This window comes from Neptunomonas sp. CHC150 (assembly GCF_030397555.1).
Classification (GTDB): Bacteria; Pseudomonadota; Gammaproteobacteria; order Pseudomonadales; family Balneatricaceae; genus Neptunomonas; species Neptunomonas phycophila.
Window position 1 is genome coordinate 1 of the sequence record NZ_JAPNXU010000006.1, and the last position, 14,825, is coordinate 14,825.

A 14,825-nucleotide genomic window follows, 5' to 3' on the forward strand; every position below is an offset into this window, starting at 1 on the left:
TGTTTCGCCCGCGGTGGTGGGGTTGTCATTCACGGCATTAATGGTCCCCGCTGCGGTTGCAGTAGCAGCCCCGCCGTTACCGTCCGTGACCGTATAAGTGATGGTATCGGAGCCAGTGAAGTTCGCATTAGGCGTGTAAGTAATAGTGCCATCAGGGGTGATTGCAACCGTGCCATTGGCTGCTGTAGCAGAGTCGACTGTGAGCGTATCGCCGTCAGCATCGGAGTCATTGGCTAATACATCCACAGTGACTGGCGTATCTTCATCCGTTGTCGCTGATTCGCCCACAGTGGTGGGGTTGTCATTCACGGCATTAATGGTCACCGCTACGGTTGCAGTAGCAGTCCCGCCGTTACCGTCCGTGACGGTATAAGTGATGGTATCGGAGCCAGTGAAGTTCGCATCAGGCGTGTAGGTGATGGTGCCGTCAGGGTTGATCGCAACCGTGCCGTTGGTGGCGGTGGCACTGTCGACGCTCAAGCTATCGCCATCAGCGTCCGTATCGTTTGCTAGGACATCAACAGTCACAGGAGTATCTTCGTCGGTTGTGGCGCTTTCTCCAGTCGCTATAGGAGTGTCATTAACGGCGTTGACTGTTAAAGAGACGACTGCGTTAGCTGTCCCACCATCGGCGTCGATGACCTGATAAGTGAAGGTATCGTTACCGTTGTAATTAGGATCAGGTATATAAACAAAGCTGCCGTCGCCGTTTAGCGTTAGCGAGCCATGAAGGGGGGCGACTATGGGGGATGTGTTTACGCTTAAAGAGTCACCATCGCTATCAGAATCATTTAACAGCACATTGCCAGTAATGTTGTCGTCTTCGTCGCCACTAAAGCTATCAGCAACGGCCGTTGGAGCAGGGTTGCTGATCGTCAGCGAGAAGCTTTCGCTCACTAATCCACCATTACCATCATTGGCGGTTATGGTGATTCCATACTCACCATTAGCGATTTGAGTCGATGCACTGCTCCCTAGTGTACCGCTTATAATACCGGTAGCCGCGTCTAGTGTTAGGCCGGTTGGAAGGCCGCTGGCGCTGTAGGTGAGAGTATCTCCGTCGGCATCGGCGAAGTTTCCGCTAATATTTAGGCTAAACAATTCACCATCGTTAGCTGTTTGATTACCGACAGCGCTACTTGTTGGATCCGCATTTGCTGGCGGATTAACGTTGATAGTAACGGTCGCTGTTTCGTATGTGCCATTAGATAACACTGTGTAGGTAAAGCTGTCGGTGCCGGTAAAGCTTGTTCCTGGCGTGTAGGTAGCATTACCTTGGGCATCAATGATGACAGTGCCAAAAGAGGGAGTGGTATAGCTATCGACGATACGACCAGCATTTTCGAATGAATCATTATCCAGCACATTAAAGTTAACCGGAATATCCTCGGTGGCTGAAATGGTATCATCAACTATGTCGGCAACGGCTTCTATGCCCAGTGGCACTTGTGCATTGACGAGTAATAGCTGTCCAAGTTGTCCTAGTTCTACTGTTATTTGTACTGGGCCGTTATAGTCAGCTCCAGGCGTATACACTAAGTTGTTGAGTGCTACGTTGATGTCTGCCACATTGCCGGAAAGCCTTACAATGCTGTCGTCTACGCCATCGCCTTCACTTAAGCTAACTCCTGCTGTTTCGTTTAGGGTAAGTGTGCCAACCGGTACGCTTAAACGGATATCAAGTAGTTCTCCATCAATATCGCCAACGCTAATTTGTTGCCCTAGTAAGTCGGCAAAAATGAGGGGTGTATCCTCGGTGAATAGGTCGAGTGTTGGGATGCTAATGGTGGGTAAATCCAGAACATTTTCGACGGTAACCGTAATAGTACCTGTTGCGCTGCCGCCGTCTTCGTCTACGACGGTATAGGTTAATGTATCAATCCCAAAGAAATCGGCGTTTGGCACATAGGTTAATGAGCCATCAGGGTTGATAGAAACCGTGCCATTTAATGCGGAAGCTGCATCGACGGTCAGTGCATCCCCGTCAGGGTCTGATGCATTTAACAGGACGTCTAAGTTAAGGTCAGAGTCTTCTAATCCAGTCGCAACGCCAGCTGAAACAATAGGGTCAGGGTTTGTGACTTGTATTTGTAAGTTAGCATCCGCAGAAAGCCCCGCAATATCAGTGGCAGTGACTACAACATCGTATCTGCCATCTGGAGTAAGCACGGATGCGTGCGCATCTACAGTGCCTAAAATTATGCCTGTTGTTGGATCAATCGATAAGCCCGATGGAAGTCCCGTAGCGGAATAAGTTAAGACATCAAATAGGTCTGTATCTGAGAAGGAGAGTGAAGTGCTTAGAGATACGAGTTGATTGTCAACTAGGGATAGCGCAACTAGGTCGGTTGATGAAGGCGCGTTGTTGATACCAACGGTCACATCTACCGTGATTACTTCGGTTGTTCCGCCTGATTCTACTGTGTAGGTAAAACTGTCATCCCCGCGATAGCCTGCATCGGGTGTGTAAGTGATCGAATTACCCACGCCAATGACCGCTGTACCGTGGCTGCCCGCCGATACACTAGTAAGTGAGGGTGTGTTTTCATAGGTATCATTTGCTAATGGGAAAAAAGAAATGGGCGTTTGAACATCGGTAGTGATGTCATCTGTTACGCCATCAATATCACCAACCATTAAAACGTTGATGCTTGATGTTTGGCTTGCTTCTCCGTCGGATGCTTGAACAGTTACCGTAGCCGCACCGTAATAATCTGCAGTGGGAGTGTAAGTTAGCCCGTCAAGAGCGGCATTAATATCAGTTATTGAACCTGACATGACGATATCCGAATCGCTATCTCCATCTCCTGTGGTAAAGCTGATGCCTGTTGTTTGTCCTAAGGTCATAACGCCCTGGGTTGATTGAAGCGTTACGGTTAAGCTGCTTGCTTCGCCATCCCCTAGCGTTATTGCATTACTGGTCGCCGTTGAAAAAACAAGGTTGGTATCTTCATCACTATTTTGAGTGCCAGGCACATCAATTGTTGGAGGCGTGTTTGGGAGCGAGGAGGTGAGTGTAACGGTAGCTGTTTCAGTTGTTCCATTTGACGATACGGTATAAGTAAAGCTATCAGTGCCTGTGTAACCACTGTCTGGTGTATATAGGGCTTGGCCTTGTGCGTCTACTGTTATGGTGCCATGGAGAGGTGTTGTGTATGAAGTAACGATGGCTGTCGCGTTTTCAAAGGTATCATTATCCATAACGTTAAACGCAACTGGGGTGTCGATAATCGTGGATACATTGTCATCAACAATATCAGCAACGGCAGAGATACTTAGGGGTAATGTTGTGGTAATAGGTAGTGACAGCAATGTGTCAGTAATACCAATGGTAATGGTAACTGGACCGTTGTAGTCGGCATCGGGCGTATAAATTAACCCGTTTAATGCAGCGTTGAGGTCTGCAATGTCGCCTTCCATAGTAATTTCATTGTCGTTAACACCATCACCTTGGCTAAGAGTTAACCCTGCAGTTTGTGCTAAAGATAAATCACCTATAGGAACAGACAAACTAACGACAGCTACTCCTCCGTCAAGATCGCCTAAGCTAATTTGAGTGCCTAGTACATCGGCAAATACCAGCGCGGTATCTTCTAAAAAGAGAGGGATTGATACTGGTAATACAAGGCTTGGCAAATCGTCGACAGGGTTAACTGTGACGGCAACTAGCCCTGGAACAAGGGCTGCTCCATCAGGATCTGAAATAGTGTAAGTGATTACATCTGTACCAAAAAAGTTGGCATTGGGCGTGTAGGTTAGCGTGTTATCAGGGTTGATCTCGACTGTGCCTTGTCCTGCAACAGCGCTAGTTATAGTGATAGGGTCCGGTTCAAGTATGTTAATGTCGTTAGCCGTGACATCTAAAATGTTTGTAGAATCCTCTTCAACTATGGCGATATCATCTACGGCTACTGGTAAAATTAGCAGGTTATGGTTCCAGTTTTCAGCCGCGAAAGTCGCTGCTTCTATTATCCCTGTTTGTTGTTCTAAATCCCAATCACCCGAAATGCCGGTGATATCATCGGAAGCTGCTAAATCTGCGCCTAATGATGTTGCTAGCGCTTGAAGTGTTTCTACTCCGGACTCTGTCGATGCAAAATCACAGCCGTAAAAGAGGATGTCAGCGCCCTCGGCTAGACTTTGATTTATACTGGCTAACTGTTCGGCATATAGATCGGTAATAGAGGCTGCGTCAATAATTGAGTTGCCCAGTTGTAAACTGCCATCTGTAGCGTGAGCTATGATGTGTATAGCTTCTATATTAGTTAAGCCCTGCAAAGAGTCTGCAATTTGAACCAATCCATTTTGATCCGTAGCTAGCGTAATAATAGTAGCGTCAGTTGGTATCGCTGCTGTTAATACTGATTGGTCTGGTAGCGAGTCATCTATAAAGTAAACGGATCGTTGAGCATCTTCTTGGCTAAGGTCAGTAAGTGCAGCGACGACATTGTTAATATCAGTAGGCGAGGCTTCGGTGGCCTCAGTGTTCACTCCCCCTGATGAGGGTAATGCTTCAAAGGCTGTATCAAGGGCAGCGGCATCAAACATGATACGTTTTTCTAGGGCTAATCGTGTGAAGTGTTTCTTTATAGTATTTGTGCTCATTAATTCCTGCCTCATGCTTTCGTCTTGATACTCTAAGACGCGACTGCGTACCTACTATGCGCTAATCGGTTGTACTAAAAGCCTAGTGCAAGAGTCGTGGTTTTTCCTCTGAGCAACAAAGAATTTAAGTTTGTATTAAGAAACTCTTTTTAATAAATGCGAATTATTATTATTTGCATTGATTGTTTGCTTGCTCTAAAATTTTGATCATTGTTAGCGTGCTTAATAAAATGGAGTTATAAAAGTGAGTAAAGGAGCTTCTTCAACCAGTCTCTCAGTGTTTTTATTGTCTGTTTTATTGAGTGGCATCGCCTTATCACTGCTATTGACCTCTCCTTGGTCGTAGTCATTTTTTGAGAATTCGAGGAAATAAATGATTGCTGTAATTTATGGCTCAACAACGGGTAATACCTCTGACATTGCTGTCAAAGTGGCAGAGATGCTGGGTGATGAGAATACTGAGCTATTTGATGTGAAAGATGTCGGGTTAGAAATTATAGATGCTTTTGATCAATTTATATTTGCTATACCGACATGGGATTACGGTGAGGTACAAGAGGATTGGGAAGAGGTATGGGAAGATGTTGACCTATACGATTTTTCAGGAAAGACGGTTGCATTCATAGGTTTAGGCGACCAGTTAGGCTACGCAGAATGGTTTGTTGATGCGATGGGTATGTTGCACGACAAAATTGTTGCCAAAGGCGCTGATGTGGTAGGTCATTGGCCTGTCGATGGCTACGAATTTGATGAGTCTAAGGCATTAACGGCTGACAAGAAGTCTTTTGTTGGGTTAGCGCTTGATGAAGATACTCAAAGAGACCAAACGGCTGAGCGTTTAGAAGCTTGGTGTGCTCTTGTTAAGCCTGCTTTTCTGTAGTTTTCTATTGTGTAAATGACATAAAAAAGAAAAGGCTTGCAGGAAGGGGGGCTGCAAGCCTTTTCTATCATCCCTGTAAAGGGTTAGAACGCGTAATTAAAGCGAACACGTAGAGCGTTCGACTTATCATCGCTACCTGCATTTTTGGCTTTTGACATAGAGCCGGCAAAGGTTACGCTTGCATTTTCCATATCAAAAATTTGTACAGTGTACGCAGCGTATAATGTATCCAGCTTCATGTCGTCGCTAGAGCCTACTTCTTCGTTCGAATGGATATAGCCCAAACCGAATGGTCCATAAGTCATGTTTGCAGCAAATGATGTAATTTTAGCGTCGGCCTCATCGTCTTTTAAATGAGCAACTGCAAGGTTGACGAAACCATCACCCATGTTGATACCGGTGTTAATACCGTAGCCCGTTTTGTCGACTTCACCACCGCCCACTAGGTCGTATTTCACTTTCTCCATACCTGCCGTAACCCGAATGTTAGGGTACGAGAAAGAGATAGCAGGGCGTATGCCAGAGATGGCCGTGCCATTATCACCGGCCGTATCTGTATCGCCGTAAATGCTGGCTAATTCAAAACGGATCTCGTTGGTTGGGTTGTAATGGAAAGCAATTTGGCCGCCATCATCGCCCGCACGCCCACGCACTAAGTTTGCTTCATAAACTTGGACGCCGCCCGCTTTAGTGACGACGGTATCTTTTCCTAGAGGAAATAAGTTTACGGCTTCAAAGCGACCAAAGAGGGCATCCCATTTAGAGTTACCTATCTGGAAATATACATCTTGGATGTCAACGTTATCGTCGCCATCTGTTCTTAGGCGAACAACACCTACCGCTTTTGCGAAGTAATCGCCATGAGTTGTCATGCCCATGGCACCCAACTCTACATGACCATTTTGATCGTATTGGCGTTCTCTTTCAGCAGAATCAAATGTATCGATGTCGAGCTCTAAGCTGGCGTTCAGTTCTAATTCTGCGTTAGCGGCGCCAGAGGCGCAAATTGCAGCAATAGTTGTAGCAAGCAGAAGACGTTTTTTCACAATAAATACCTTTTTATTATATTTTTGATAAATCCAAACCAATATTTGATTGTTGGTTTTTCTATTATGAAGCTGGCCAGCTCGTGAACTAATAGAACATTTTGTTTTTATTTTCGCAATAGTCTGTTGCGTAGAATAGATATTCCTAAAATGTAGTTATATAAACAAAAAAAGTTATATATGGTAAGTTGTTGATTTTAAAGGATGTAAAGAGAGTGCTTTTGAGGGTTTTTAATATACAAAGTGTATTTAATGAATAATTTTAAAGTTAAAATGTATCTTTATTACGGAAGAAAAGTACATGGTGCTGTTTTTAAAGGGGTTTCTATGGGGTAAACGGGGGTGGTTATGAGGGGGATGATAGTTGATTTTTGAAGAAATTTACTAAAACTACATTTTTGCGTAATAAATAAAAAACCCGGGGCAGGCCCGGGTTTTATTTTAAGCGCTTTGGTTTATGCTATTTGTGCATTATTTCGCCGCAAGCGCTGCATTCAATGTCGCGCTAGGGCGCATTACTTTCTTAACATTGTCGCGGTTAGCATGGTAGTAACCACCTAATTCAGCAGGTTTACCTTGTGCAGCTGCTAGCTCTTGAACGATTTGTTCTTCATTCTCGCTTAGCGTTTTAGCCAGTGGGGCAAACTCTGCTGCTAAAGCGGCATCTTCAGTCTGGTTAGAGACTTCCTCAGCCCAGTATAAGCCCAGGTAGAAGTGGCTGCCGCGGTTGTCCAGCTCGCCAGTGCGACGTGATGGCGACTTGTTGTTGTCGAGTAGCTTTTCAGTTGCTTTGTCTAGGCACTTCGCTAAGATTTTGGCGCGTGGGTTGTTCTCTTTGATACCCAGTTCTTCCAACGACACAGCAAGCGCTAAGAATTCACCTAACGAATCCCAACGCAGGTGGTTTTCTTCTTCAACTTGCTGAACGTGTTTAGGAGCAGAACCGCCTGCGCCTGTTTCGTACATGCCGCCACCGTTTAACATAGGGACGATGGATAGCATTTTAGCGGATGTGCCTAATTCCATAATCGGGAATAAGTCAGTTAGATAATCACGCAGTACGTTACCTGTTACCGAGATGGTGTCTTTACCACGGATTAAGCGCTCCATAGAGTAACGAATTGCTTCGTTGTAACCCATGATATGCAAACGCAAACCATCAGTATCGTGCTCTTTAAGGTAGTGCTCTACTTTCTTTTTCAGTTCCATGTCGTGAGCGCGCTCAGAGTCTAACCAGAAGATCGCTGGTGTGTCTGATTGGCGAGCACGAGTGACAGCTAGTTTAACCCAGTCACGTACGGCCACATCTTTTGTTTGGCATGCACGCCAGATGTCACCATCTTGTACTTCGTGTTGCATTAGTACGTTGCCATTAGCGTCAACAACGCGCATGGTTCCGTCTTCTGTCATTTCAAACGTTTTATCGTGTGAGCCGTATTCCTCTGCTTTTTTAGCCATCAAGCCCACATTAGGTACAGTACCCATAGTTGTTGGATCGAATGCACCGTTTGTTTTGCAGAAGTTGATCATTTCTTGGTAGATGCGTGCGTATGTACTTTCAGGCATTACCGCTTTTGTATCTTTAGGCTTGCCATCTGGGCCCCACATCTGACCAGAGCTACGGATCATTGCAGGCATAGAAGCATCGACGATTACATCACTTGGAACGTGCAGGTTAGTGATACCTTTTACGGAATCAACCATTGCCAACTCAGGGCGGTGCATGTAGCAAGAGTGGATATCTTCAAGAATTTCCTGACGCTTAGACTCAGGCAATGTTTTGATCTTGTCGTAAACGCTACCTAAACCGTTGTTCGGGTTAACGCCCAGTTGATCAAATAGCTCACCGTGCTTATCGAATACTTCTTTGTAGAAGACACGAACCGCGTGACCGAAAACGATAGGGTGAGAGACTTTCATCATGGTCGCTTTAACGTGTAAAGACCACATTACGCCAGATTCTTTAGCGTCGTTCAGGCTTTCTTCAAAGAAGTCTTGCAGTGCTGCACAGCTCATGAACATGCTGTCGAACACTTCGCCTTCTTCTAGAAAGAGTGATTTTTTCTTAGTCACTTCACCCGTTTTGGAAACGAATTCGATGGTTACTTCGCCTTCTTTTTCCATGGTGATGGATTGTTCGCTAGAGAAGAAGTCGCCGCCGCGCATGTAATCCGCATGTGTACGAGAAGCCTTGCTCCATTTGCCCATTGAATGAGGGAACTTGCGCACGAAAGCTTTTACAGCTGCTGGAGCACGACGGTCAGAGTTACCTTCGCGCAATACTGGGTTTACAGCTGAGCCTAAGATTTTACCGTAACGCTCACGGATCGACTTTTCTTCGTCCGTAGCAGGTGCTTCTGGCAAATTAGGAATGTTGTAACCTTGAGATTGTAGTTCAGCGATACAGGCTTTTAACTGAGGAACTGATGCGCTGATGTTAGGTAGCTTGATGATGTTTGCATGTGGATCTTGGGTCAGCTCGCCAAGAAACGCCAAGCCGTCTTCTACACGTTGCTCTTCAGTGAGCAACTCGGGGAAAGCAGACAGTACGCGGCTAGCCAGAGATATGTCGGTAACTTGAACATCGATATCAGCAGCTTTAGTGAAAGTACGTACGATAGGTAGAAGAGAGCAGGTAGCCAGAGACGGCGCTTCGTCGGTAAGGGTGTAGTAAATTGTTTGTTTGGTCATTTTCATCCCCGAAATTTTTTAGCTGGATCGCCAAAGACTTGATGATGAGGCAACTTGTGATCACCTCGTTCCACAAATCAAGCCATTTTTAACGGACCCATTATACCGAAAGTGTGAGCCTTGTAATACGCTGGACCTATGCACTAAAGGATAATGAACCCCTAATTCTTGTAAAAAAATTACAAAGCGACCACATTCTAAACACTCTTGGAAGGATATTCACCTGATAATCGTGCCACAAACAGGTAATCGCGCTGTTTTCTGAATCAGCGTATACTATATGTTGTAATTTTCACTACGTATTTAAAGACGGAAGCCCGATGACCACACTAACGATCCAGACTCCTGATGATTGGCACTTACACTTGCGTGATGGCGATATGTTGCCAGAGACGGTTGCGGCAACAGCGCGTTGTTTTCAACGTGCGATTATTATGCCGAACCTAGTACCGCCAGTAACAACGGCGGAAATGGCTCTGGATTATAAGCAACGTATCTTGAGTGCAAGGCCAACGGGTTCATCGTTTGAGCCGTTGATGACTTTGTTTTTAACGAATCAGACTTCCGCTGAAGAAGTGCGGGCTGCTAAAGCGGCCGGTGTTGTTGCTGCTAAAATGTACCCAGCGGGAGCAACGACAAATTCAGCTTCGGCGGTGAGTCAGCTGGAGGCTTTGTACCCTACCTTTGAAGTCATGCAAGAAATAGGCATGTTGCTATTGGTGCATGGCGAAGTGACGGATGCACATATTGACATTTTTGATCGTGAAAAAGCTTTCATCGACCAAAAACTGGTTTATATCACTGAGCAGTTTCCTGATTTGAAAGTCGTTTTTGAGCATATAACAACTGGAGATGCCGCCCAATTTGTCACCGGTGCATCAGATAATGTGGCAGCGACTATTACCCCTCAGCATTTAATGCTTAACCGTAATGATTTATTAGTCGGAGGCATTAAGCCACATAACTATTGTTTACCTGTTTTAAAGCGCAGCACGCATCAACAGGCTTTGCGCGATGTTGTTAAAACAGGTTCTTCTAAGTTTTTCTTAGGGACTGACTCAGCTCCGCATGCCAAGGACGCCAAAGAAAATGCCTGTGGTTGTGCCGGGTGCTACAGTGCGTGGAGTGCTGTGGAGTTATATGCTCAGGTGTTTGAAGAATTAGACGCTTTAGACAAGTTAGAAGGTTTTGCGAGCCATCATGGTGCCGACTTCTATGGGCTTGCGCGTAACAAAGGGACGATCACACTAGTTAAAGAAGAATGGACAATCCCTGATGAGATTATCCTACCTAACGGGAAACCTATCGTGCCATTCTATGCAGGCAAAACGGTTAACTGGAAAGTAAAAGTGTAAGCCGCCGTTACGCTTTAGCCGTATCGAGCGGTGCTCCAGGGTAGCGCAACTCGATACGGCGATCCGCTACACGCTCAACATCTTCATGCTGATGAGTAACCAGCAACACAGTCTTTTTCGCTGACTTAGCTATTTCTCGTACCCAATTTCCAGCTAACTCGCGGGTGGCAGGGTCTAGCTCGGCAAATGGTTCGTCTAACAAGATGATTGGCTCTGGCCGCAATAGTGTCCTAAGCAGGCCAATGCGTTGGCGTTGGCCACCGGAAAGCTGATGGGGCTTTTTGGTTAAATGCTCACTGACACCTAATGTGAGTGCCGATTGTTTAATCAGATGCTCAGGGGCTTCTTGGTCGAATCCAAGGCGTAAATTGTCCATTACCGTTAGATGCTCAAACAAATTGTGATCTTGGAAAAGCATAGCCACTGGCCGTCTATCAACAGAAAGCGCTGTTAATTCAGTGTTGTCCCAAACAATCTGTCCTTCATCAGGTGCTATAAAGCCAGCAATAACATTCAGCAAGGTGGTTTTGCCAACTCCACTGGCTCCTTGAATGGCGACAATCTCTTTGGCTTTTACTGAAAAATGATAATGCAGCGGGTAGCCGTCTAAGGTGACGTAAACATGATTAAGGTTCAGCATCTGTTGAGGGCTCCACTGATGATATGGCTGTGCGGTTAGCAACGAGTTGTAATAGCCATAAAGCCCCCGCGCAGACTAATAATAAAAGTAATGAAGCGGCACTGGCTTCAGGAATCCGGTATGTACCTGCTAGGCTATAGATAAGCCAAGGAAGTGTGCTCCAATCACTAGGTCCAAATATGGCGAATATAGCAACATCGCCTGCAGCCAGCACAAAGACAAGGCTAGCCGCTGAAATAAAGCTGGGTCTAATAAATGCCCATTCTATTTTCCAACGTTCCCAAGTGTTGAGCTTTAATGACAAGCAAAGGCGGTCGTATTGTTGGTCAAACTGTATAAGTCGAGGCTTGAGCTTTTGAAATGCAAAAGGCACTAATACTGCTGAATTTAACAGAATGACCACAATAATACCCCAGCGGTCCAGATCAACACGCGGTAGTAAAAAAACGAATAGACCAACCGATATAACCATAGCAGGTGCAAACAATTGATGAGTTGCCACCTGCTCCAAGAGTTTGACCCGCATTGATCGTTTTTGCTTGAGTTGGCTGCGAATGGGTTGGAGAAGCGTATACGCCATCACTAAGCTGATTGATGCTGATGTCATCCCCAACCCTATACTGAGTAATAAAGGTTGCATGACTAAACGCCATATATCAGCCGTGAAAAATAACGAGATGCTGGGCAAAAGTGCAACGTAAGGCAGCAGTAAAAGAATGCCCACGCCGCACAGAGCAAGTAAGCGTAGACGAGAACCTTGGCTCGTTAGCGGGTAGGGGCGAGTGGTTTGGTTAATTACTTCATGGCTTTGCCAGACAGGAGTTCCCATGGCGGAAAAACAAGCATACAAACCGCCAGCAATCAGGAGTTGACTCCAGGCAAGAGTCAGTGCTTCGGAGATATTAAAGTCATATTTTAATGCTTGGTAAACAGCGACTTCTAATGTTGTGGATTGTGGCCCACCGCCTAATGCTAAAACGACCGCAAAACTGTTAAAGCACAGTACAAATATAAAGCCAAACAGCATCAGCCCTGCAGACTGAATCACAGGCTTCTCGATAATGACAAATCGTTGCCAAGGCGAGAGTTTGAGTTGTTTGGCTAATCGCCAACTGGTGTCAGGAATCGTGGCAAGTTGTTGGTGAATAATACGAATAGCGAAGGGCATATTCATAAAAAGGTGAGCGAGCAGAATCCCGTTTAGCCCGTAGAGGTTCCAGCTGTTGTCCTCCATTAAGGGCTCTATGTAGGGCGTAAGCCAACCTGATCGCCCCAGTAATGCGACTAATCCTGTGACAACCACCAACGTGGGTGTCACAAAACAGAGCAAGCATAAACCTAAAAATATATTCTTAAAGCGTTGAGCATTGAGTTGGTTAAGCGCTCTAGCAATAGGTATAGCGAATAGAACAGAGGCGAAGCTGCTAATGGTTGATTGTTTTAGCGTAAATCCAAGAACTCCTAGGAAGTAACTATCAGTTAACAGCTGCCAATCAGCAGAATCACCCTCAAAGCTCATTAACCCATAGAAGGCGAGTAGGGTGACTAAGAGAGTAACTGGATAGCTCAACCAACACAGTTGGCTGAGCGAAAAAAAGCCTATTTTCTTGGCTAGTGAAGTTTTACCGAGCGTCATTATTGAGCAGATGACCGCCATGTACTGATCATAGCTTTGCGTTGTTCAGCCACTTGTGCAGGGGTGAAGTTCAAGCGCTTAGGCGTAATTAATGATGAGAACGGCGCTGGGAGTTCTACATTATCAATAACAGGCAACATCCAGTTGGTGGTAGGGATAATGTGTTGTGCCTCAGGCGAGATCAAAAATGACAAGAACTGTTTAGCGAGTTCAGGGTTGTTGCTGTATTGACTGATTGCCGCGACCTCAACCTGCGCTATATGGCCTTCATCAAAAAGCGCGGCTTTGTATTTGCTTTCGCCATCCACTACCGCGTGATAAGCCAGTGACGTGTTATAACTGAGTACATAATCGGCCCCGCCTTCTAAGAACATGCTGTATGCTTCCCACCATCCTTTGGTAACCGTTACTGTGTGCTTGGCTAATTCTGTCCATGCGCTGGCAGCCTCATCACCGTACACTGCGTTCACCCAAAGCATTAAACCTTGACCCGGTGTGCTGGTGCGCGGGTCTTGGTAAATGACGCTGGCGTTAGAGCTAATCAACGCCTTTAGCGAGTCAGCAGGCTGCGCGATTTTGCTACTATCGTAAATAAACGAAAAGTACCCATAATCGAATGGAACGAAATCTTCGTCATCCCAAGCAAGAGCAGAGGTTAAGCTTGATAGGTCAACACCGTGCGCCTGAACAAGGCCTTCATCACGCGTAACTTGAGTGAGTGAGTCATCTAACCCGAGCAACACATCCGCTTTGGTTGATGCTTTTTCGATGCGGGCACGATTAAGAATGCTGACTCCATCGTCTACCGCAATAAACTCTATGTCGCATTGGCACTGAGCCTCAAAGCTTTTTTCGAGCTGCGGCCCAGGTCCCCACTCAGAATTGAATGAGTCATAGGTGTAAATGGTTAAATCGGCCGCAAAACATGATGAGGTAAGCAAAGCAGAGGCGGCGAGTGTAAACAGAGATGTTCTTTTCATAAATATCCTATTCCCTACGACGGTATTAACCGTGTCAGGTTCAGCGGGTAAGATCTCAGCCAATGAGTTAGTATCTTCATTTGGCACCCCGATAAGTGGATCGCTAGTGTACCATAACTGCTAAAAAGCAAACCTCCTTGAAAGACGACAACGTACAGATTTTTTATGGTAATACTCGATCCGGATATCCAATGTATTGTGAATGAATTGTTAGGCAGACCTGCTAGGTGGCGGGCACTGACTCGGCAAGGGACGACTAATCACATATACGTAAGCGAAGGCTTGAGTGATGCGTGTGTGCTACGCGTGAATACATCGGCGTCTGTCTTAGGGGTTAATCGTGGGCGGGAAGAGCAAGTATTAGACGCCATTCAGGGCTATGCATGGGCCCCAGTTGTAATAGCAATAACTAAGGAGTGGTTATTAAGTCCGCTTTATGATGAAGCCTCAACGCTCGATCCCATGTCTATTGTGGCTATTGTTGCAGAGTTACAGCGTTTGCCAAAGCCTGATGATAGCTCATCATTATTAATCGACTATCATGGCTTATGGCGCTCTTACCAAGAAAAAATTGAACAAGCACCCTTGAGCCAGCAAAAGCGATGGTTGCCTCTATTGCATAAAACCCAAGATCTATTTAACCAGTTACCGCCGCTTGATTATGTATGGACACATCATGACCTTCATCCAGGTAATATAGTAGCGAGCCATCAGACAGCTAATCTTCAAGCTGTCCTGCTTGATTGGGAGTATGCAGGGATAGGTTCAGCATGGGTCGACGCCTGCGGGTTGCACCAACATTGGGGAATTTCTGCCGACATATTATGCAAAGAGCTACCTGCATTTCGAGGTTTGTCTGCATCCATGGTGAAAGAGGGGATTGATGCTACGCAGCACTGGTTGGTTGCTTTAGAGGCTATGTGGCAGGCAGTTAATGGTTTAGATAAAGCGGACACTATATCTATATCAAGGTACTAAGCTGCCAATAAAAA

9 protein-coding genes and 1 riboswitch are annotated in these 14,825 nt (G+C 45.8%); of the genes, 3 read left to right on the top strand and 6 right to left on the bottom strand.

Going from position 1 to position 14,825, the window contains the following annotated elements; translation table 11 throughout:
* Window positions 1–4,605 (bottom strand): tandem-95 repeat protein (locus tag OW491_RS06195; RefSeq protein ID WP_290035157.1); only part of this gene is annotated, 4,605 nt, incomplete at its 3' end.
* 373 nt (window positions 4,606–4,978) lie between these two features.
* Between OW491_RS06195 and OW491_RS06200 the strand changes: the two genes are divergently transcribed.
* Window positions 4,979–5,485: a flavodoxin gene (locus OW491_RS06200; RefSeq protein ID WP_215151061.1), complete on the top strand. Its 507-nt coding sequence runs from the start codon at window positions 4,979–4,981 to the stop codon at window positions 5,483–5,485.
* 83 nt (window positions 5,486–5,568) lie between these two features.
* Here OW491_RS06200 and OW491_RS06205 read toward each other — a convergent pair whose 3' ends face one another.
* The gene (locus tag OW491_RS06205; protein WP_075180149.1) at window positions 5,569–6,531 is read right to left on the bottom strand and encodes a carbohydrate porin; all 963 of its coding nucleotides are present in this window, start codon (window positions 6,529–6,531) and stop codon (window positions 5,569–5,571) included.
* Between the two features lie 471 nt (window positions 6,532–7,002).
* Window positions 7,003–9,222, bottom strand: coding sequence for an NADP-dependent isocitrate dehydrogenase (locus OW491_RS06210; protein WP_212667423.1), 2,220 nt, complete (start codon window positions 9,220–9,222; stop codon window positions 7,003–7,005).
* A gap of 320 nt (window positions 9,223–9,542) precedes the next feature.
* On the opposite strand from OW491_RS06210, the gene pyrC reads away from it, so the two are divergent.
* Complete coding sequence (pyrC, locus tag OW491_RS06215) at window positions 9,543–10,577, top strand: dihydroorotase (protein WP_290035158.1); 1,035 nt, start codon at window positions 9,543–9,545, stop codon at window positions 10,575–10,577.
* A gap of 7 nt (window positions 10,578–10,584) precedes the next feature.
* Here the strand turns inward: pyrC and OW491_RS06220 are convergent, their stop codons facing one another.
* The 3 genes from OW491_RS06220 to thiB form a co-directional block, all read right to left on the bottom strand.
* Window positions 10,585–11,217 (bottom strand): ATP-binding cassette domain-containing protein, encoded by a 633-nt coding sequence (locus tag OW491_RS06220; protein WP_290035159.1) that lies wholly within the window; start codon window positions 11,215–11,217, stop codon window positions 10,585–10,587.
* Entirely contained in the window at window positions 11,204–12,874 is a 1,671-nt protein-coding gene (locus OW491_RS06225) for an ABC transporter permease subunit (RefSeq protein WP_290035160.1), read from the bottom strand. Before OW491_RS06225 ends, OW491_RS06220 begins: the two co-directional genes overlap by 14 nt.
* Window positions 12,853–13,833 (bottom strand): thiamine ABC transporter substrate binding subunit, encoded by a 981-nt coding sequence (gene thiB, locus OW491_RS06230; RefSeq protein WP_290035161.1) that lies wholly within the window; start codon window positions 13,831–13,833, stop codon window positions 12,853–12,855. Before thiB ends, OW491_RS06225 begins: the two co-directional genes overlap by 22 nt.
* Window positions 13,828–13,934, bottom strand: a riboswitch (TPP riboswitch). Its footprint overlaps the gene before it by 6 nt.
* A gap of 64 nt (window positions 13,935–13,998) precedes the next feature.
* Between thiB and OW491_RS06235 the strand changes: the two genes are divergently transcribed.
* The gene (locus tag OW491_RS06235; RefSeq protein WP_290035162.1) at window positions 13,999–14,811 is read left to right on the top strand and encodes a phosphotransferase; all 813 of its coding nucleotides are present in this window, start codon (window positions 13,999–14,001) and stop codon (window positions 14,809–14,811) included.
* Window positions 14,812–14,825 lie beyond the last annotated feature (14 nt).

Excerpts from the sequence above, each read along its gene's own strand:
- OW491_RS06200 (WP_215151061.1), top strand. The coding sequence starts at position 4,979 with ATGATTGCTGTAATTTATGGCTCAACAACGGGTAATACCTCTGACATT.
- OW491_RS06210 (WP_212667423.1), bottom strand. The coding sequence starts at position 9,222 with ATGACCAAACAAACAATTTACTACACCCTTACCGACGAAGCGCCGTCT.
- pyrC (WP_290035158.1), top strand. The coding sequence starts at position 9,543 with ATGACCACACTAACGATCCAGACTCCTGATGATTGGCACTTACACTTG.
- OW491_RS06220 (WP_290035159.1), bottom strand. The coding sequence starts at position 11,217 with ATGCTGAACCTTAATCATGTTTACGTCACCTTAGACGGCTACCCGCTG.
- OW491_RS06225 (WP_290035160.1), bottom strand. The coding sequence starts at position 12,874 with ATGGCGGTCATCTGCTCAATAATGACGCTCGGTAAAACTTCACTAGCC.
- thiB (WP_290035161.1), bottom strand. The coding sequence starts at position 13,833 with ATGAAAAGAACATCTCTGTTTACACTCGCCGCCTCTGCTTTGCTTACC.
- OW491_RS06235 (WP_290035162.1), top strand. The coding sequence starts at position 13,999 with ATGGTAATACTCGATCCGGATATCCAATGTATTGTGAATGAATTGTTA.